Origin of the sequence: Streptomyces fulvoviolaceus (genome assembly GCF_000718165.1) — a bacterium.
GTDB classification, from domain to species: domain Bacteria; phylum Actinomycetota; class Actinomycetes; order Streptomycetales; family Streptomycetaceae; genus Streptomyces; species Streptomyces fulvoviolaceus.
Genome location: NZ_JOEY01000071.1, coordinates 1 through 18,154 on the forward strand (window position 1 = coordinate 1; position 18,154 = coordinate 18,154).

At 69.8% G+C, this 18,154-nt stretch carries 17 protein-coding genes and 4 pseudogenes; 14 read left to right on the forward strand and 7 right to left on the reverse strand.

The window, feature by feature from the left end; all coding sequences use genetic code 11:
* Positions 1–319: 319 nt before the first annotated feature.
* From IG08_RS0147125 to IG08_RS0147140, 4 genes are all read left to right on the forward strand, one after another.
* Positions 320–838 (forward strand): toxin-antitoxin system HicB family antitoxin, encoded by a 519-nt coding sequence (locus tag IG08_RS0147125; protein WP_030618977.1) that lies wholly within the window; start codon positions 320–322, stop codon positions 836–838.
* A gap of 82 nt (positions 839–920) precedes the next feature.
* Entirely contained in the window at positions 921–1,763 is an 843-nt protein-coding gene (locus IG08_RS0147130; RefSeq protein ID WP_030618979.1) for a DUF4097 family beta strand repeat-containing protein, read from the forward strand.
* Positions 1,764–1,843: 80 nt separating this feature from the next.
* Entirely contained in the window at positions 1,844–2,845 is a 1,002-nt protein-coding gene (locus IG08_RS0147135; protein ID WP_420823323.1) for an ATP-binding cassette domain-containing protein, read from the forward strand.
* A complete protein-coding gene (locus IG08_RS0147140; RefSeq protein ID WP_030618985.1) occupies positions 2,842–3,633 on the forward strand; it encodes an ABC transporter permease in 792 nt (263 codons plus the stop codon). Before IG08_RS0147135 ends, IG08_RS0147140 begins: the two co-directional genes overlap by 4 nt.
* Here the strand turns inward: IG08_RS0147140 and IG08_RS60415 are convergent.
* Complete coding sequence (locus tag IG08_RS60415) at positions 3,614–3,763, reverse strand: hypothetical protein (protein WP_158812373.1); 150 nt, start codon at positions 3,761–3,763, stop codon at positions 3,614–3,616. The two genes, IG08_RS0147140 and IG08_RS60415, sit on opposite strands and share 20 nt — an antisense overlap.
* 236 nt (positions 3,764–3,999) lie before the next feature.
* Here IG08_RS60415 and IG08_RS62650 point away from each other — a divergent pair, with 236 nt between their 5' ends.
* From IG08_RS62650 to IG08_RS0147180, 10 genes and pseudogenes are all read left to right on the forward strand, one after another.
* Positions 4,000–4,827: a DNA-binding domain-containing protein gene (locus IG08_RS62650; protein ID WP_052425198.1), complete on the forward strand. Its 828-nt coding sequence runs from the start codon at positions 4,000–4,002 to the stop codon at positions 4,825–4,827.
* Positions 4,799–4,876: pseudogene (locus tag IG08_RS63250) on the forward strand (hypothetical protein); the annotation flags it as partial. The gene IG08_RS62650 and the pseudogene IG08_RS63250, both read left to right, overlap by 29 nt.
* A gap of 92 nt (positions 4,877–4,968) precedes the next feature.
* Positions 4,969–5,175 (forward strand): helix-turn-helix domain-containing protein, encoded by a 207-nt coding sequence (locus tag IG08_RS61955; protein ID WP_234343158.1) that lies wholly within the window; start codon positions 4,969–4,971, stop codon positions 5,173–5,175.
* 43 nt (positions 5,176–5,218) lie between these two features.
* Positions 5,219–6,799, forward strand: a complete 1,581-nt coding sequence (locus IG08_RS56185) for a serine/threonine-protein kinase (RefSeq protein ID WP_052425199.1) — start codon at positions 5,219–5,221, stop codon at positions 6,797–6,799.
* Between the two features lie 292 nt (positions 6,800–7,091).
* A complete protein-coding gene (locus IG08_RS61960) occupies positions 7,092–8,693 on the forward strand; it encodes a serine/threonine-protein kinase (RefSeq protein ID WP_234343159.1) in 1,602 nt (533 codons plus the stop codon).
* 233 nt (positions 8,694–8,926) lie between these two features.
* Positions 8,927–9,172, forward strand: a pseudogene (locus IG08_RS0147165) (SDR family oxidoreductase); the annotation flags it as partial.
* Positions 9,173–9,269: 97 nt separating this feature from the next.
* A complete protein-coding gene (locus IG08_RS0147170) occupies positions 9,270–9,803 on the forward strand; it encodes a JmjC domain-containing protein (protein ID WP_052425200.1) in 534 nt (177 codons plus the stop codon).
* Complete coding sequence (locus IG08_RS0147175; protein ID WP_030619074.1) at positions 9,701–10,258, forward strand: IS607 family transposase; 558 nt, start codon at positions 9,701–9,703, stop codon at positions 10,256–10,258. The genes IG08_RS0147170 and IG08_RS0147175 overlap by 103 nt, the downstream gene beginning before the upstream one ends.
* Positions 10,251–10,796: pseudogene (locus tag IG08_RS61965) on the forward strand (IS200/IS605 family accessory protein TnpB-related protein); the annotation flags it as partial. The gene IG08_RS0147175 and the pseudogene IG08_RS61965, both read left to right, overlap by 8 nt.
* A gap of 5 nt (positions 10,797–10,801) precedes the next feature.
* Positions 10,802–11,236: pseudogene (locus tag IG08_RS0147180) on the forward strand (LmrA/YxaF family transcription factor); the annotation flags it as partial.
* Between the two features lie 9 nt (positions 11,237–11,245).
* Here the strand turns inward: IG08_RS0147180 and IG08_RS61970 are convergent.
* The 6 genes from IG08_RS61970 to IG08_RS0147205 all read right to left on the reverse strand — a co-directional run bounded on the left by IG08_RS61970 (position 11,246) and on the right by IG08_RS0147205 (position 18,106).
* On the reverse strand, positions 11,246–11,704 hold the full coding sequence (locus IG08_RS61970; RefSeq protein WP_234343160.1) for an aminotransferase class I/II-fold pyridoxal phosphate-dependent enzyme: 459 nt from the start codon (positions 11,702–11,704) through the stop codon (positions 11,246–11,248).
* Complete coding sequence (locus IG08_RS61975; protein WP_234343161.1) at positions 11,701–12,447, reverse strand: aminotransferase class I/II-fold pyridoxal phosphate-dependent enzyme; 747 nt, start codon at positions 12,445–12,447, stop codon at positions 11,701–11,703. The genes IG08_RS61970 and IG08_RS61975 overlap by 4 nt, the downstream gene beginning before the upstream one ends.
* Entirely contained in the window at positions 12,444–13,355 is a 912-nt protein-coding gene (locus IG08_RS0147190) for a 2-dehydropantoate 2-reductase (protein ID WP_030619004.1), read from the reverse strand. The genes IG08_RS61975 and IG08_RS0147190 overlap by 4 nt, the downstream gene beginning before the upstream one ends.
* A 479-nt stretch (positions 13,356–13,834) precedes the next feature.
* The gene (locus IG08_RS0147195; protein WP_030619006.1) at positions 13,835–14,527 is read right to left on the reverse strand and encodes a response regulator transcription factor; all 693 of its coding nucleotides are present in this window, start codon (positions 14,525–14,527) and stop codon (positions 13,835–13,837) included.
* Complete coding sequence (locus IG08_RS0147200; RefSeq protein ID WP_030619008.1) at positions 14,524–15,855, reverse strand: sensor histidine kinase; 1,332 nt, start codon at positions 15,853–15,855, stop codon at positions 14,524–14,526. Before IG08_RS0147200 ends, IG08_RS0147195 begins: the two co-directional genes overlap by 4 nt.
* A 7-nt stretch (positions 15,856–15,862) precedes the next feature.
* The gene (locus IG08_RS0147205; protein WP_030619010.1) at positions 15,863–18,106 is read right to left on the reverse strand and encodes an MMPL family transporter; all 2,244 of its coding nucleotides are present in this window, start codon (positions 18,104–18,106) and stop codon (positions 15,863–15,865) included.
* Positions 18,107–18,154: the final 48 nt, after the last annotated feature.

An 18,154-nucleotide genomic window follows, 5' to 3' on the forward strand; every position in this document is an offset into this window, starting at 1 on the left:
GGGCGGGGCGGGGCCAATCATGCCGCCTCGGATGGGCTCTGCCCAGCGGCAGACCGCGCGGAGGGGGCAGGCCACCCCCTGCGACGTCGGATGGCATCACATGATGTCGAGAGTGGTGCGGCTTGGTGCCATCCGGTGTCGCCTGGTGCCATCTGGCGCCATTCCATGCGCCCAAAGGTGCACTAGCGTGCAGGGCGCCACTGTGGCTCAGGTAGGTGCCATTGTGTTTTCGCAGGTCAGGGTGGTTGCGTCGGATGCTAACCCGGCGATGTCGCTGCATGGCTTGCATCTGGAGCCATCGTGGTGCCATGATGGCGTTATGGACCTCACCCCCTACGTCGATTCCCTCCGCCGCGAACTCGCGGTGGCCGCCGAGGCGGGCGGCGGCGAAGCCCGCGAGCTGGCCGAGAGGCTCACCGCTCCCCTGGAGTCGGCGACCCGGCTGACCATGCTCAACGTGCTCTCCGCCGCCATGGACGAGATCACCCGCGAACTCGCCCCCGGCTCGGTCGACGTACGGCTGCGCGGGCTCGACCCCGACTTCGTGGTGACACCGCCGCCCACCTATGGCGGCGCCCCCGCGGAGCCGGCCGCGCCCGTCGAACCGCTCAATACCCCGGCCCTGGCCGACGGCGACGAGGGCGGCACCGCCCGCGTCAACCTGCGCCTGCCGGCCCACCTCAAGGCCCGCGCCGAAGAGGCCGCGACCCGCGAGGGCCTGTCGGTCAACGCGTGGCTGGTGCGCACCGTGTCGGCCGCGGTCGACGGCGGAACCCGACCGCGTACGACGGAGAAGACCCAGACCGTCGGGCAGAGCTTCACGGGCTGGGTGCGCTAGCCGCGCCCCCGCCCGCATCACTTCACCCACACCACGTCCCACCAGCGGGGACGCCCCAAGGACTCAAGAGGACGGGACAGCCATGCCTTCTTTCGACACTCCCGAACCGATCTCGGTCACGGCCTACGTGTACGCCGGTTCCCTCCAGTTCACCGCGGACGACCGCCTCGACACCGTCGTCGAGGTGCGGCCCCGCGACCCGAAGAAGGACCTGGACGTCCGGACGGCCGACCAGACCGAGGTCACCTACGCGAGCGGCACCCTGACCGTCACCACACCCAAGGCCAATCTGCTCGGGCGCGGCGGCACCGTCGACGTGACGGTGGAACTGCCCACGGGCTCGAACATCGACGTGACCGGCGCCGGGGCCAGGGTGCTCGGCGAGGGCCGGCTCGGCGAGGTCCGCGTGAAGACCTCGGCTGGCGACGTCCGCCTCGACACCACCGGCCCGCTGCAACTGAAGGCGTCACACGGCTCGACCATCGTCGACCGGGTCGAAGGCATGGCCGAGATCACCAGCAGCACCGGCGACGTGCGCATCGGCCTCGTCGACGGCCCTGCCGTCCTGAAGAACTCGCACGGCGCCACGACCGTCGGCGCCGTGACTGGCGAGCTGCGGGTGAACGGCGCCAACGGCGCCATCGACATCAGGCGCGCCGAGGCGTCGGTCACCGGCACCACCACCAACGGCCTCCTTCGCGTCGCCGAAGTCGCCCGCGGCACCGTCCAGTTGGAGACGTCCAACGGCTCCATCGAGGTCGCCATCCGCGAGGGCGCCGCCGCCTGGCTCGACGTCAGCTCCAACCGCGGGCAGGTACGCAACGCGCTCGCCGCGTCCGAGGCCCCGGAGCAGACCGAGGACACCGTCAAGGTCCGCGCACGGACCAACTGGGGCAACATCGACATCCTCCGCGCCAAAGCCTGAGCGTCTCCGTACCCCAACCCCGCACCACCCTCGACTCGCCCATTCCCCCCGCAGCTTCAGCCTTCTCACAGGAGGGCCACATGCCTTCATCTGTCATGCCCACATCCAGCCAGGGCGACGGTCAAGCGTCGCCGGCCGCCATCTCCGCCGTCGGTCTGCGCAAGTCGTACGGCGACACGACCGTCCTCGACGGCATCGATCTGCGCATCCCGGCCGGGTCCGTGTTCGCGCTGCTCGGGCCGAACGGCGCCGGCAAGACCACCGCCGTGAAGATCCTTTCCACCCTCATCGCCGCCGACGGCGGGCAGGCCCAGGTCGCGGGCCACGACGTTGCCACGTCACCGGACGGGGTGCGTGCCGCGATCGGCGTCACCGGGCAGTTCTCCGCCGTCGACGGCCTGATCACCGGCGAGGAGAACATGCTCCTCATGGCGGACCTGCACCACCTGTCCAAGAGCGATGGGCGGCGGGTCACCGCCGAATTGCTGGAGCGTTTCGACCTGGTGGAGGCCGCGAAGAAGCCCGTCTCCACCTACTCCGGCGGCATGAAGCGCCGCCTGGACATCGCCATGACGCTGGTCGGCAACCCGCGGATCATCTTCCTCGATGAGCCGACCACCGGGCTCGACCCGCGCTCCCGCCACAACATGTGGGGCATCATCCGCGAGTTGGTCTCCGACGGGGTGACGGTCTTCCTCACCACCCAGTACCTGGAGGAGGCAGACGAACTCGCCGACCGCATCGCGGTGCTGACCGACGGCAAGATCGCCGCCGAAGGGAGCGCCGATGAGCTGAAGCGCATGATCCCCGGCGGACACCTGCGACTCCGCTTCTCCGACCCGGCCGCGTACCAGAGCGCCGCCACCGCGCTGCGCGAGGTCACCCGCGACGACGAGGCGCTGTCGCTGCAGATCCCCAGCGACGGCAGCCAGCGCGAGCTGCGCTCCATCCTCGATTGGCTGGACGCGGCCGGCATCGAGGCGGACGAGCTGACCGTGCACACCCCCGACCTCGACGACGTGTTCTTCGCCCTCACCAGCACCACCATGGTCCCCAGCCAGCCCAAGGAGGACGCCCGATGAGCTCCCTCTCCCTCGCCGTACGCGACTCGTCCACGATGCTGCGCCGCAACCTGCTGCACGTCCGGCGCTACCCGTCGATGACACTGAACCTGCTGCTCACGCCGATCATGATGCTGCTGCTCTTCGTCTACATCTTCGGAGACGTGATGAGCGCCGGTATCGGCGGTGGCGGGGCGGACCGGTCCGACTACATCGCCTATCTCGTCCCGGGCATCCTGATGATGACCATCGGCGGCACCACGATCGGCACCGCGGTGTCCGTCTCCATGGACATGACCGAGGGCATCATCGCCCGCTTCCGCACGTTGGCGATCCACCGCGGGTCGGTGCTCATAGGGCATGTCGTCGGCAGCGTGCTGCAGTGCATCGCCAGTGTGGTCCTCGTCGGGGCCGTCGCCGTGGCCATCGGGTTCCGGTCCACGGACGCCACCGCCCTGGAATGGATCGCGGCGTTCGGACTGCTCGCGCTGTTCGCCCTGGCGCTCACCTGGATCGCGGTCGGGATGGGCATGGTCAGCCCGAACCCGGAGGCCGCCAGCAACAACGCGCTGCCGCTGATCTTCCTCCCGCTCATCTCCAGCACCTTCGTCCCCATCGACGCGATGCCGGGCTGGTTCCAGCCGATCGCCGAGTACCAGCCCTTCACCCCGGCCATCGAGACCCTGCGCGGACTGCTGCTCGGCAGCGAGATCGGCCACAACGGGTGGCTGGCCGTGGCCTGGAGCCTGGGACTGGCCGTGCTCGGCTACTTCTGGTCCAAGTCGTTGTTCAACCGCGACCCGAAGTAACGGGAGAAGGACCGGTCAGCGGCTTGCGGGCTGCGGGCCGCAGCTTGTCCCACCCCAGGGCGGCGTACTCCGACACCACTTCGGCGTACGCCGCCTCGTCCGCGGCCCGCCGGGTCCGGGCCGCAGACATGCCTTGTGCATGCGCGCTATGTGCGGTGTGGGCGTTACGGGCGACATCTTGACGCTGAAACGACGCTCGTTCTGATGGAGTGCCAGGTGCGTTGCTGGGCTGGGCACTCGAATGGGCGGCGGGTGACAAGGGGGCTGTCTGCCGTGGGCTTCTCGGTCCGGGGGGCCGACAGGCGGCCGTAGTGGGACGGTGCTGTACTGAAGAGGCAGCATCTCCAGCAGATCGTCGGCGGGCGTGTGGGCGAGAGCCTGCTCCTGCTCCGCGCTCAGGGGGACCCGGTGGCCGAGCGCGGGGTGCTGACCGCGCCGACCCAGATGTGGGAGACCGCGGTGCGGCAGGCCGAGGTGATCGGGCCGCTCGCGGCGAAGGACACAGTGGGGCTGGCCGAGGCGGATGAGGCGGCCGAGCGGCTGCGGGTCTCCCGGCGTCAGGTGTATGTCCTGCTTGGGAGGTGGCGCGCCGGTGAGGGAGTGGTGTCGGACCTGGTGCCTGGTCGTTCCAGCGGAGGCCGCGGCGGCGGGCGTCTGTCTGGTGAGGTCGAGACGATCGTCCAGGAAGCGCTACGCACCCGGTACTTGACGCGGCAGCGCCGCTCGGTAGCGGCGGTCTACAAGGAGATCACACGCCAATGCCGGGCTCGCGGCCTGCGGACTCCTTCGCGGGGGTCGATACAGCGGCGGATCGAGCGGCTGGACCCGGTGGCTTCGGTCTCGGGGCGCGAAGGAAGAGAGGCGGTTCGTCCTCTCCGGTCGGCCGGGGGTGTGCCGCCGGTGGTCACCGGGCTGCTGGAGCAGGTTCAGGTCGACCACACGCCGGTGGATGTGATCGTGGTCGACGAGCGGCACCGGCTGCCGATCGGCCGTCCCTATTTGACGGCGGCGATCGACGTGGCAAGCCGGTGTGTGGTGGGCCTGGTGGTGACGCTGGAGGCGCCGTCGGCGGCTTCGGTCGGGCTGTGTCTGGCCCACACGGCGATGGACAAGCGGCCGTGGCTGGAGCTGCTGGGCGTGGGCCCGGCTCGGGGACACCATCGTCGTGCACACTCTCGACCGGCTCGGCCGTAACCTGCGCGAAGTCCTCAACCTCGTTCACGACCTGAACGACAAGCACATCGGGGTGCGCTCGCTGGCCGACCCGCTGCCGATCAAGACGGCCGACGAGGGCATGGGCCGCATCGCCTGCTCCTGCTCGCCCTGTTCGCCGAGATGGAACGCACCTTCACCGCCGAGCGAGCCGCCCACGCCCGCGTCGTGGCCGAAGCCGCCGGCCGCCGCATCGGCCGCCCAATGGCCCACCCCGACGACAAAATCGAGTACGCACGCCTACTGAAGGGGCAGGGCTTCGGCTACGGCGAGATCAGCGCCAAGACCGGCATCCCGAAGACCTCCCTGCACCGCTACCTTCAAGGGTGAGTGTTGTGGTGCAGGGGCATGCCAGAGTCAACGGGGGTGGGCGGTGGAGCGCGGGGAGCTGATCGCGGGCCGGTACGAGCTGGTCAAGCGGCTCGGCCGGGGCGGTATGGGCGACGTATGGGCCGGGCGGGACCGCACCCTGCATCGCGACGTGGCGATCAAACTACTCGTTCTCGACGGCGCGGCCCATGAGGACCTGCCCAGACGGTTCGAGCGCGAGGCGGTGGCCGCCGCGCAGATCAACCATCCGAACGTGGTCGCCCTGCACGACCGTGGCGTTCACGAGGACCTGCTGTTCCTGGTCATGGAGAAGGTCGCGGGCGCAACGCTCACTGAGCACATCCGTAGTGACGGACCGATGACTCCCTCCCACGCACTGGCAATCGCCGAAGGGATCTGCGCGGCGCTGATCGCCGCCCATCAAGCCGGTGTCGTCCATTACGACATCAAGCCGCACAACGTGATGCTCACACCCGGTCGCCAGGTGAAAGTCGTCGATTTCGGGATCGCCGGGTTCCTCCAGACCGCTTTCACGCTGGCTGGGTCCTCGCAGCTGACGCCAGCAGGAACACCGGAGTACGGCGCGCCCGAGCAATTTCTCACCGAACGCGGCGACGAACGCTCAGACCTGTACGCACTGGGCGGCGTGCTCTTCGCGATGCTCACTGGCCGGCCCCCCTTCACCGGCCACCACGCCATGGCCGTCATGCGACGCAAGCTGGACGAAGACGCGCCCCGCCTGGACTCGCTCCGCCCCGAAATGCCGCCCGCGCTGGCCGAACTCGTCGCCGAACTCCTGGAACGAGACCCCGCACGACGGCCCGAGTCGGCGCAGCAGGTCCTTGAACGCCTCAGCCACATCCGGGCGGGCCTGGACGCCACCACGCCGTCGACCGTTCTCGACCGCCCGGCAGAACCACCCATCCCTGACCGGCCCACCGCGCCGGCAGATCTCACGCGCCAGCTGCCTGAACACCTCGGACCATTCGACGTGTCCTGGACCGGCGAGGAACCTCTGTCCACCTACACCAGCAGGGCAGGCAGACGGGGCTGGAAGGCGATGGCGACCCTGGCAGCAGTCTCGGCGCTGGTGGCAGTCGTAACTCTCTCCCTGGCGGCGGGGCGCCGGTTGGAGAAATTGCCCGGTGAGGAGGAGATGACCCCAGGGGCTGTCCTTCTCATGGTAGGGGTGTTGGCCGCGGGCCTGGCCGCTAGCTTGGCGGTTCCGGTGATCGGCCGTCTGCACGGTGAGCGCCTGCGCGAAAACCCAACTGGCTGGGCGCTGCACGTAGGACCGCAGTACATACAGACCACCAGCGGCACGGGGCGGCGCGAGTTCACCTGGGACCAAGTCCAGCGCGTCACCATTGGGGAGATCCAACCCAGGTACGGCAACTTTGAAGAGCTCACGTGCTCGGCCGAGTATGTGTACACCGGTGTGCACATCTGGGACCGGAGCGCCGAAGCGTCGATCGCTTTGCGTCCGGCGGGATGGCCCTACCCCTGGCTCGGCTCACTCGCAGAGCGTGAGGACGGGCTGTTCCCTATCTGCGTCCTCGGCCCCATGACCGAACAGCAGCGCACAGCACTCACCGAAGCCCTTGCCCGATACTGCGGCCAATGATGAGGGACTTGGAGACGCGCAGTGACCTTGGCTCCTGCCCCGCAACAGGTCGAGGTCATCGGACGGAGCGGAAGCCTTGCGCGCGCGGCAGTCGACGGCCCCGCTCCGCAGCCGGGACGCGCCGGGGATGGATAGCTGATCCGGATCAGGGTGACCGTCTTGGCGAACACCCTCGCCGTCTGGCGGGTTTCAGGGTATCGGGCGTGTCGCCTTCGCGGTCACGTCATGATCCCCATCGCGCCGGTTCGCCGACAGGAGGGACAGGAATGTTCGAAACGGGGGAGGCATAGCAGTGCGAGACCAGCTCCTTGGGGGCCGTTACCGGTTGGTAAAACAGCTCGGCGAGGGCGGAATGGGCCAAGTATGGGAGGCGCAGGACGAGACGCTGGGGCGGCCCGTCGCAGTCAAGGTGATCTCCCTGCTCTCCGGTGGCGGAAGCCGCGGCGACGAGGTACGCGCCAGGTTCCTGCGCGAGGCACGGATCACCGCCCGCCTGCAACACCACAACATCGTGACTGTCCACGACCTTGGCGAGACCGGCACAGAGGGCAACAGGGCCCCGTTCCTGGTGATGGAGCTGGTCCGGGGCGAGGGCCTGGACGCGAAGCTACGCGGAGGTGCCGTCACCTTGCCAGACGCTGTCCAATGGGGCGCGCATATCTGCGACGCACTGGCAGACGCGCACGACGCCGGAATCATGCACCGGGACATCAAACCGTCCAACATCCTCATCACGCCTTCCGGCAACGTGAAGGTCCTCGACTTCGGCATCGCGCGGGCGGCCGACCCCTACGCGACCTCGGACCGCCTCACTCAGACTGGCTTCATCGTGGGCACACCCCCGTACATGGCGCCCGAACAAGCACGCGGTTTCCCGGAACCGCGCAGCGACCTGTACGCGCTCGGCTGCCTTCTCTTCGAACTGATCACGGGCCAGCTGCCGTTCCAGGCCCCCGACACCCTGGGCTACCTCACAGCCCACCTCACCCAGGAACCGCCCGCGCCCAGCTCCGTGTCCGCGGGCATCCCATCTACCTGGGACGACCTCGTGCTCAGCCTGCTGCACAAGGACCCCGACCAGCGGTACCCGAACGCTGTCGACGTCGCCCAGGCCCTGCGACAACTCGACCAGGCACCCCAGCCCACGCCATCAACAGGCGAGCCCACCCCATCCCCCACCATGCCAGCCACGACTCCGCTCCGGGATGTCTACGGCGACGCCCCGAGACGCATCGCGCTCGCAATGCGCGCTCTGCTCGCCAAACGCACCGCGGAAACCGCGCTCGCAATGCGCGCTCTGCTCGCCAAACGCACCGCGGAAACCGTCACCCACCAGGCGACGCTGCTGAATCATCTCCCCAAGGTCGCTTCGCCAACGTCACGGCCCCTGGCGGTCGATGCCGAGAAAACCCCGCCGCAGGGTGCCCGATCTGTTCAGACGCGTGCGCGGAGAACCATCGCGGGGTACACACCCGTGGCGGGTCAGGGCCTCCCCCAACCCGATACGGCACCGACCAATAACCAGAAGCCCCCCGCCAGAACCGCGACTGCTGTGACGGCGTTGGTATGCCTTCTCACGGTTCAGGTCATCCCCTTCGCGACCGCCCAGGCCGTCGACATCGGTGAGATGTCGAGCGACGAACGGATGGTGCGGATGACGCTGTTCGGCGTCGAGACAGCCATGCTCGCCATCGGCGTGCTGCTGCTGTTCGCGCGGAACACAGCCGGACGTTGGCTGATCGCGGCAGGCGGCATCGGCTTGGCTCTGCAAGCCGCGGAAGCCATGCTTTCCTCCGACGGGATCGGCTACGCCTTGTGGGGTGCCCTACCCTTGGCCGCTGTCACAGCGGCGCTCTCCGCCACCCTGGCCGTGCGACGTCAACGGCCACGCTAGGGATCTACCAGGGGCTCCCGCTCGTCGGCGACAGGCTTGTGGCTCACCGCTGGTACCACCAGCCAGGAGCCCGGGGGCCAAGGATCAGGCGAAGCTGGCCCGGGCTCACTACGGTCCTGGCCAGCGGAGCCTACGGCGTCACATCAACTCGCGCCGACTGGAGCGACAGGACCACTCACGCCGGAGTGCAGAGGGCTTCGGTCATCCGTGCAGTCGGCTTCGGAACCTGACACCGCTTCGCCGAGGAATCGGGACTGGGCAGCGGTGTCGAAAGGGCTTGTGAAGAGGCGACGAAACTGGTGCCCGCAGGGCGCCCCGGCGATCCGTCCGAGGTCGCCGAGGCGATTGCCTGGTTGCTTTCGCCCGCCGCGTCTTTCGTCAACGGTGCAGTACTCACGGTGGACGGCGGGATCACGGCACTCGACCCGGGAACGGTGGCGTTCGACTTCGGCCTGGAGCACCGCGACGGCGGTCGATGACCAGCGGAGCCGCGGGGTACCGGCTCGTGCGGCCGAACCCGTGCTCAACTCTCCGTCACCTGTGCGGGATTGGGGTGGACGTCCGCCTGCGAGATCCGTGCTGCCGGCCGAGCTGAAGCTGAACGTGTGGTGCGCCGCCACGCCGTCCCCCGGCGGCGACGAACACGCCGCCGTCCTCCCAGAGGCGCTGCACCGGCACCTCGCCGAGGGCGCGACGATGGTGCTGAACGCGGTGGACGAACTCCACCCGGACACCGAACACACCGCCGCCGACCTGGAACGCCTCTTCCGCACCGTGGTGCGCACCAACCTCTACGCGAGCTGGATCGCCACCGAGGGCTTCGGCCTGCACTTCGACGACCACGACGTTCTCGTCGTCCAGCTCTCCGGCCGCAAACGCTGGCGCTTCCACCCGCCGACCCGCGCGGCGGCCATGCTCCACGACGTCGTGACACCGCCCCGCCCGACAGGCGAACCGTACGCCGACACCGTCCTCGGCGAAGGCGACGTCCTCTTCCTGCCGCGCGGCTGGTGGCACGGCGCCTCCGCGGGCGAGGGCACCCAGGCTGGTTCCGCGAGGGGACGCTGCCGGTACCGGCTCAGCGGGTCGGCCCGCGCACGATCCTCGTGAACATGAGGGCCAACGCCGCGCCTGAGGCAATCGGCGGGCTGGGGTTGTATGCCCGCGTCTCCTCGCACGATCAGAAGGACGATCTGGAGCGCCAGATGGCCCGGCTGGCCCGGTGGGCTGCCACCGCCGGTCACCAGGTGGTGCGGGTGGAGTCCGAAGTCGCTTCCGGCATGAACGGCGCCCGTTCCAAGGCCAAGCGGCTGCTTGCCGATCCGGCCGTGCAGGCGGTGGTGGTGGAGCACAAGGACCGCCTCGGTCGGATGAATGTCGAGCTGGTCGAGGCCGCCCTGTCCGCGACCGGGCGCCGCCTGATCGTGCTGGACGACGGCGAGGTCGAGGACGACCTGGTGCGGGACATGGTGGAGGTGCTGACCTCGTTCTGTGCCCGCCTGTACGGCCGCCGGTCGGCGAACAACCGTGCCCGCAAGGCGCTTCAGGCTGCAGAGCATGGCTGACCAGTACAGGCCGCTGCGGCAGATTGCCCGGCCGTTCGTCGCCGACGGCCCGCGGGGTGTCAGCATCCGGGACCGCCTCAAGGCACTGACGGCCAAGGACGAGAAGGTGTTGCGCCTGGTCGGCGCGCACCTGGGCATGCTGGCCTCGCGGGATCTGGCCCGCAGGTGCCGTGACGGTCTGGAGCACTCCACAGACACGTGGGCCGGGCGCAAACGCGACCTGACGGTGTTGTCGTCCTCCCGCTGGGCCGGTTCGATCACGTCCAGCACGCACGACCAGTGGGGCGTGTCCCGGCGTGCGCAGCACGCGCACCTGCAATCCCTGGATGCCGGTATCCGCATGATCCGGCACCGGCTGTCCCTGTCCATCGGGGAGAAGGGCAGCCGGGGCAAGCCCGGCGGCTATCGGTCCTCGCGCGAGTGGTTCCACAAGTCCCGGCGCCTCGCGATCCTCGAAGAGCGGTACGAACAGGTCACGGCCGAACGCGACGCCGGACAGCTGTCGATCACACGCGGGGGCCGCCGGCTGCTGGGCACTCGTAGCTCGTCAACGAGGCCGTGGGCTGGGCGGGCCGGTACGCGGGCAACCGCGTCGCCCGCTTTCTCGCCGTGCTGCCCGAGCCGACGCCGAGCAGGCTGTTCGCCGAGATGGTGCGGCAGTGGACGGACGAGTACGAGGCCACAGGGTTCGCGGGCGGCTGCCCGGTCGCCGCCGCCACGGTGGACTGCGCGGAGTCCACCGTGTCCACGCGGGAGGCGGCAGCCGCCGCGTTCGCGACCTGGACGGGGCCGGTGGCCCGGGCTCTGGCGGACATGGGCGTGCCCGAGGAGCGGGCCGGAGCGCTGGCCACGCTCATGATCAGCTCCCTGGAGGGGGCGATCCTCATGGCCCGGGCCGAGCGGGACGTACGTGCTCTGACGACCGTTACCCGGGAACTCGGCCCCCTCCTCGACGCGGCGGTGAGTAGGGACACCTGACGGGCCGCCCTACTGAAGCGTGGCCACGAACTTCCCGAGCCGGGCGATCCCCTCGCGAAGCTCGTCGGCTGACGCCGCGTAAGAGAGGCGGACGTGCGTCTCCGCGGTGTGCACGCCGAAGTCTCTGCCCGGTGTGAGGGCGACGTGTGCCTCCTGGAGCGCCCGTTCGCAGAACTGCCACGAGGTCAGTCCGGTCTGGCTGACGTCGAAGTAGACGTAGAAGGCGCCGTCGGGCGGGACGGGGACCGGCAGGCCGATCCGTGCCAGGCCGTCGAGGACGAGTGCGCGCCGCTCGGTGAACTCGACGCGGCGGGCCTCGCAGACGGCCAGGGACTCCGGGGCGAAGCAGGCCAGAGCCGCGTGCTGCGCGGGAGCGGAGGCGCAGAGGAAGTAGTTCTGCGCCAGTCGCTCCATCGCCGGCACGAGAGCCTCGGGCACGACACACCAGCCCAGCCGCCAGCCCGTCATGCCATGCCGAAGTACTTCGAGAAGCTGTTGATGACCACGGCGTCCGGGTCGTATGACAGCACGCTGCGCGGCGGTCGGCCCTGGGCGTCGTGGTCGCTGAGATTGAGGTAGATCTCGTCGACGATGCGCCATGCGCCGCGCTCGCGGGCGAAGTCGCAGATCGCCGCGAGTTCATCAGCCGGAACCGCGGTGCCTGTCGGGTTCGACGGGGTGGCGACCATGACACCGCGTGTCCGGTCCGTCCAGTTCGAGCGAACCGACGAGGCGTCCAACTGGAATCGGGTCTCAGCGGTGGTGGGAATTAGGGTGACGCGGGCACCGAAGCTCTCGGCGATCTGCCGGTTGCACGGGTACGACGGGTCACCGATGAGCACTTCGTCGCCGGGATCGAGGAGCGCGGCGGCGGCCAGAACGAGGGAGGCCGAGGCGCCTGCGGTCACGACGACCCGGGCCGGATCGACCCCGACGTCGTGCTGATCCTCGTAGAACCGCGCGATGGCCTGTCGCAGCGCGGGCAGTCCGAGGGCCGCGGTGTAGGGCAGGGGCCGCCCGTCCATGGCCTCGCGCATCGCGTTCCGGACGGCCGGGGGTGCGCCGAAGTCCGGCTCACCGATGCTGAGTTTGACGACGTGGTGTCCCTGGACTTCCAGCGCGGCGGCCTGCTTGCCGAACTCCATGGCGTAGAACGGGGCGACGGCCTGGGCGCGTTGAGAGATCCGTAGGTTGTTCGTGATGTCGCTCATGCGGAGACCTCCGGCTCGATGGCGGACAGAAGGGCCAGGACGAACCGGTTGGCAGGAACGTCGATGCCGTGCCGTTCGGCGGCTCGGACCACGGCTCCGGTGAGGGCGTCGTATTCGAGGGGGCGGCCGGCGAGGCGGTCTTCCCGCATCGAGGTGGTACTGCCCTCGGGGACGTGCTGGAGCCAGTGAATCGCGCGGTCGACATGCTCGTCGGTGAGCGCCGCGCCATCGGCCCGGCCGACTTCGACGGCCTCACCCATGATGCGCCGGGCGATGCGCTCGATCTCGGGATCGCGCATGACCTCGGCTCGCCGGCCGGTGAGGGCGGTGAGCGGATTCGCGGTGATGTTGGAGAGCAACTTGGTCCACGCGACGGTCGTGAAGTCGGCCTCGGTGGCTGTGCGCATCCCGCCGACGTTCAGCTCGGCGGAGAGGGCGGCACCAGCCGCGCCGTCGGGCACGGCGACGTCGAGAGCGCCCACCCGCCTGAGGATCGCGTGGCCGGGTTCCGTGCGCTCGACGTTGAGGTACACGACGCTCGGAACGATCTGGGCCGGTCCGACGTGGGGGAGGACGCGTTCGCGGTGCTCGACGCCGTTCTGTGCGACGAGCACCGTCACCTCAGGACGCGCCAGTGCGCGCAACCAGTCCGCCACCTCCGGAGTGTGGTGGGCCTTCACGGCGACGATCGCGGTGGTGTGCTCCGCGAGCTCGGCCGGGTCGGTCACGTGTTGGACAAGCCACGTTTCCGGTAGTCCGTCCTCGGCGATCTCGATGTGGTCGATGGGCGTGCGCCCGCCGCAGACGGTGATCGGCCGGCCCGTGCGGGCAAGCGCGGAGGCCAAGGAGAGGCCGATCGCACCTGCACCGATGACCGCTACAGGTCCGTTGTTTGCGAGTGGGGTCATGTCGTCTTCCTGGGAGCGGTCAGAGAGCGCTTGTGCAGGCAGCAGACGCGAATTCGTCATCCGGTCAAGGAGGTGGCCCCGGATCGCCGGGATCGCCGGGATCAGGTCGGGAACTCAGCAGCGGCTCTCTCCCGCCGCAAGCCTGATGGCGACAAAGTTTATGCGCTGAGCCCTGGAATGTGTCTCTGGGGGCCTTCCTCGCCCTCGTCTCCAGCGACGAGGGAACAGACCTGGTCCTCAACGATGTACCCACCCCCGAGGCCCGGCTGCGCCTCGTCCGCGCCTGGCAGAGGCTGTTGTCCACCGACGCCGCGGTGAAGGCCGTCGACAGGCAACTGAGGCGGTGGCAAGACCGCTTCCGCCCACCGTCGTCTGTCCCGGAAACCACGACTCACGGCCGGAGTTCCGCAAGGTGCTCCTCGACCCGGCAGGCGAGAGCGAGTCGGACGAGGGAGCCGCCGAAGGGCCCCGGTATGGGACTACGACAGGCGGTCGGTGCCGCCGTCGGGGGCGGCGTGGGTCAGGCCCGTCCGGTAGGCGATGACGACGAGTTGCGCCCGGTCGCGGGCCTCCAGCTTCGTCATGGCGCGCTGCACGTGGGCGCGGACGGTGAAGGGGCTGAGGAACATCCGCTCGGCGATCTCCTGGTTGGACAGGCCGGTCGCGACCAGAGCCACCATCTCGCGTTCGCGCGGGGTGAGCACGGCGAGCTGTTCGGGGTGGTGCGGCGGGGCGCCGTCCGGTGTGGCCAGGAAGCGGGCGACCAAGGAGCGGGTCGCGGCGGGGGAGAGGAGAGTGTCGCCGTCGGCGATCGTGCGCACGGCGTCCAGCAGGTCCTCGGCCCCGATGCCCTTGCCGATGAAGCCGCCGGCCCCCGCGCGCAGCGCCTGAGCGACGTACTCGTCGGTCTCGTACGTGGTGAGGATCAGGATGCGACTGGCACGCAGTTCCGGGTCCGCGCAGATCTCCGACGTGGCGGTGAGACCGTCCACCTCGGGCATACGGATGTCCATGATCACCACGTCCGGGCGTAACTCCCGGGTGAGTCTCACCGCCTCCCGGCCGTCGGCGGCCTCACCGACCACGGTGATGTCGTCGGCGCTGTCGAGAAGTATTCGGAAGGCACCGCGCAGCAAGGCCTGATCGTCGGCGAGCAGTACCCGGAGCGTCACGGCGCATCCCCGGCCTCTCCGCCGCCCGTTCGTCCGTCGCCTGTCGTTCCGTCGGCCGTTCGCCCCTCGCTGGTTGTCGCTCCGTCAGGCTTCCGCGTCGTGTCCTTCGCGGGCGGGAGGGGCAGCTGGGCGGAGACGAGGAAGCCGCCCTCCGGGCGCCTGCCGGCTGAGAGGTCTCCGCCGACCGCGGTGGCACGTTCACGCATCCCGATCAGGCCGTAACCGGGCGGACGGTCCAACGCCGTGGGCGCACTCGGTCCCGTGGGTTCGGTCGGCGTCGTACGGGTGCCCCCTCCGTCGTCGGCGACGGTGATGGTCAGGCGATCGCGGTTCCAGGCGAGGCGCACCCGGGCGGTAGCGGTACCGGCGTGCTTGGTCACGTTGGTCAGGGCCTCCTGGATGATGCGGTAGGCGGTGAGGTCCACTCCCGGCGGCAGCGGTCTGGCCGTGCCCTCCTGGTGCACCGACACCTCCAGACCCGCGCGGCGGAAGGACTCGAGGAGCGTGGGAAGCCGGGACAGTCCGGGCGCCGGTTCGGCGGGCGCGGCCGCGTCCCCGGACTGACGCAACAGACCGACAGTGGCCCGGAGTTCGTCGAGCGCGTGGCCGGTGGTCTCGACGAGTTCCTTGAGGCTCGTGCGGGTCTGCTCCGGGCGGGTGTCGAAGAGGTGGGCGGCGACCGTGGCCTGCGCGTTGGCCAGGGTGATCTGATGGGCCACGAGGTCGTGCAGTTCCCGGGCGATGCGCACCCGTTCCTCGGCCACTCTCCGGCGCGCCTCGCTGTCCCGGCTCTCCTCTGCCCGCCGGGCCCGCTCCTCGACGGCCGCGAGGTAGGCCCGTCGGTTCTGCACCGAGTGCCCGAGTACGCCGGCCACCAGCGGGAAGGCCGCCACCGCTCCCACCCTGCTCGCGTCCTTCCAGGAGAGGGCCCCGAACAAGGGGGCCGAGGCGACCAGCAGCGCCACGGAGATGAGCGCCACCGCGCGCACCGCGTGCCGTTCGGTGCGCGCGGCGAGCGAGTAGGAGTAGGCGGTGATCACGGCGGGAGCCACGATGAGCGGGCTCAGCAGGAGGCCGAGGAACGGCGCCAGTACGCCACTCGCGGTGGTGACCGCCATGGCGGCCAGGGGCGCCCGGTGACGGACCGGCAGCACGGCACAGGACACCACGGCGATGAAGTAGGCGACGGCAGACGGCGGTGACAGCGTGCTGCCGTCGTCCTGCACCACGCCGCCGAGCAGACAGAGCGCGAACGCCGTCGCCGTGATCGCTCCCTCCCGCCACCACGCGCCGCGTGGCCGCGGGCCACCGCCCCGCGTGTTCGTCATGGTCGGCTCAGTCCCGGCCGACGGGGAGCCGCCGCACCGCTGCATCCAACTCGGTTGCGGCGGCGGGGACATGCCTGCTCAGTGCTTCCCCCTCGATATCCACATTCGGCAGCACGCGGTTCAGGATACGGGGCAGCCACCAGGCCCGGTGGCCGAGCAGTGCCAGGACCGCGGGTGCGATCGCCATCCGGACCACGAAGGCGTCGAAGGCGACTGCGGCGGCCAGGCCGACGCCCATCGTCTGGATGGTCGGGCTGCTTATCCCGATGAATCCGGCGAACACGCTGATCATGATGATCGCCGCAGCGGCTACCACACGTCCGCTGTGCCGGAACCCGCTGACGATTGCCTCGCCGGGGGACGCGCCATGGACGTAGGCCTCCCGCATCCGGGTGAGGAGGAAGACCTCGTAATCCATGGCGAGGCCGAACACGATGCCGATGATGAGAATCGGCATCAGCGACATGACCGGTCCGGTCTGCTCGATGCCGATCAGGTCTGCCGCCCAGCCCCACTGGAAGACGGCGACGAGGACGCCGAAGGCGGCAGCCACCGACAGCAGGAAGCCGAGCGCGGCCTTGACCGGGACCAGGACCGAGCGGAACACCACCATCAGCAGGAGCACCGCCAGGCCGATGACCACGGTCAGATAGGGGATGAGGGCGTCGGACATGGCTTCGGAAATGTCGATGTTCAGCGCGGTGGTGCCGGTCACCAGGATGCCGGCGCCCGTGTCGGCCTCGACGCCGGAGACCGCGCTCCGGATCGCGTGCACCAGGTCCTTGGTTTCGCCGCTGTTCGGCGCGGTCTGCGGGACGGCGGTGAGGACGGCCGTGTCCTTGGCCCGGCTGAGAACCGGATCACCGACCGACGCGACCCCGTCCACGGACCGTACGGCCTTGACGACCAGGTCCGTGGTGGCCCGGGTGTCCGCGGACTCCGACGTGTCCACGACCACGGTCAACGGGCCGTTGAAGCCGGGGCCGAAGCCTTCTGACAGCAGGTCGTAGGCACGGCGCTGGGTGGTCTCCACCGACTTGGACTCGTCTCCGGGCAGCCCGAGTTCGAGGCTCAGTGCCGGCACGGCGACGGCGCCGAGACCGAGTCCGGCGAACAACAGCACGGCCACCGGCCGGCGCAGCACGAACCGCGCCCAGCGGGTGGCGAGCCCGGGCCGGCCGGCCGCGGTGGGCACCTGGTGCGGGCGCTCGCTTCCCGGCCGGGTGGCCTTGCGGACAGCGCGGGGCAGTATGCGCCGGCCGAAGAAGCCGAACAGCGCGGGGACCAGGGTCAGTGCGACGAGTACGGCAAGGGCCACGGCGCCCGCGCCGCCCATGCCCATCTTGGTGAGTTCGGGGATTCCGACGACCCCCAGCCCGACCAGGGCGATGAAGACGGTCGCGCCGGCGAAGACGACAGCGGACCCGGCCGTGCCCACCGCCCGGCCTGCGGCCTCCTCCGGCTCGCTGCCCTGGGCGCGCTCGTCGCGGAAGCGGGAGGTGATGAAGAGTGCGTAGTCGATGCCGACCGCCAGCCCCAGCATCAGCGCCAGGATGGCGACGGTGGACGTCAGACCCAGCGGAACGGCCAGCGCGGAGACCAGGCCGAAGGCGATGGCCACGCCCAAGAAGGCGGTCAGCAGCGACAATCCGGCCGCGACCAGCGACCCGAGGGCGAGGACCAGCACCACCGCCGCCACCGCCACGCCGATGATCTCCGTCGTACCGCCCAGTTCCTCCTCCGAATCCAGGGCCGAGCCGCCGATCTCCACGGTCAGCCCCGCGTCCCGGGCCTGGCTCGCGGCGTCCTCGAGGGCGCTCTTCGTCGACGCGCTCAGGTCGACGGCGTCCGCGGTGTAGGTGATCGTGGAGTAGGCGATGGTGCCGTCCTCGCTGACAGCGCCGGTCTCATAGGGGTCGGTGGTCGACGCGACCTGATCGCCCCCGTCCAGCGAGCCGAGCGTCTCCTCGACGGCCGCCTTGTTCTCCCTGGCCGTCACCCGCTGCCCGTCCGGGGCCTGGAACACCAGGCGGGCCTCGGCACCCTGGGAGTTGCTCTGCGGGAAGCGCTCGTCCAGCAGGTCGAACGCCTTCTGCGACTCGGTGCCGGGCATGGAGAGGTCCTCTTCCTCCCCGGCCGGCGCCACGGCGGCCGCGGCGACGGCCAGCACCAGGACGCCCAGCCACAGACCGCCCACGAGCCGGCGCCGCCGGAAGGCCCACCGTCCGATCCGGTAAAGAAATGTCGCCACCTGTTGATCACTCCAGACACCGCTCTAGGCAAGGGGAATGCGCGAGAT

Excerpts from the sequence above, each read along its gene's own strand:
- IG08_RS0147125 (WP_030618977.1), top strand. The coding sequence starts at position 320 with ATGGACCTCACCCCCTACGTCGATTCCCTCCGCCGCGAACTCGCGGTG.
- IG08_RS61975 (WP_234343161.1), bottom strand. The coding sequence starts at position 12,447 with ATGAGCGACATCACGAACAACCTACGGATCTCTCAACGCGCCCAGGCC.
- IG08_RS61955 (WP_234343158.1), top strand. The coding sequence starts at position 4,969 with ATGGAACGCACCTTCACCGCCGAGCGAGCCGCCCACGCCCGCGTCGTG.
- IG08_RS0147135 (WP_420823323.1), top strand. The coding sequence starts at position 1,844 with ATGCCTTCATCTGTCATGCCCACATCCAGCCAGGGCGACGGTCAAGCG.
- IG08_RS0147200 (WP_030619008.1), bottom strand. The coding sequence starts at position 15,855 with ATGACGAACACGCGGGGCGGTGGCCCGCGGCCACGCGGCGCGTGGTGG.
- IG08_RS0147130 (WP_030618979.1), top strand. The coding sequence starts at position 921 with ATGCCTTCTTTCGACACTCCCGAACCGATCTCGGTCACGGCCTACGTG.
- IG08_RS0147140 (WP_030618985.1), top strand. The coding sequence starts at position 2,842 with ATGAGCTCCCTCTCCCTCGCCGTACGCGACTCGTCCACGATGCTGCGC.
- IG08_RS61970 (WP_234343160.1), bottom strand. The coding sequence starts at position 11,704 with ATGACGGGCTGGCGGCTGGGCTGGTGTGTCGTGCCCGAGGCTCTCGTG.
- IG08_RS0147190 (WP_030619004.1), bottom strand. The coding sequence starts at position 13,355 with ATGACCCCACTCGCAAACAACGGACCTGTAGCGGTCATCGGTGCAGGT.
- IG08_RS60415 (WP_158812373.1), bottom strand. The coding sequence starts at position 3,763 with ATGTCTGCGGCCCGGACCCGGCGGGCCGCGGACGAGGCGGCGTACGCC.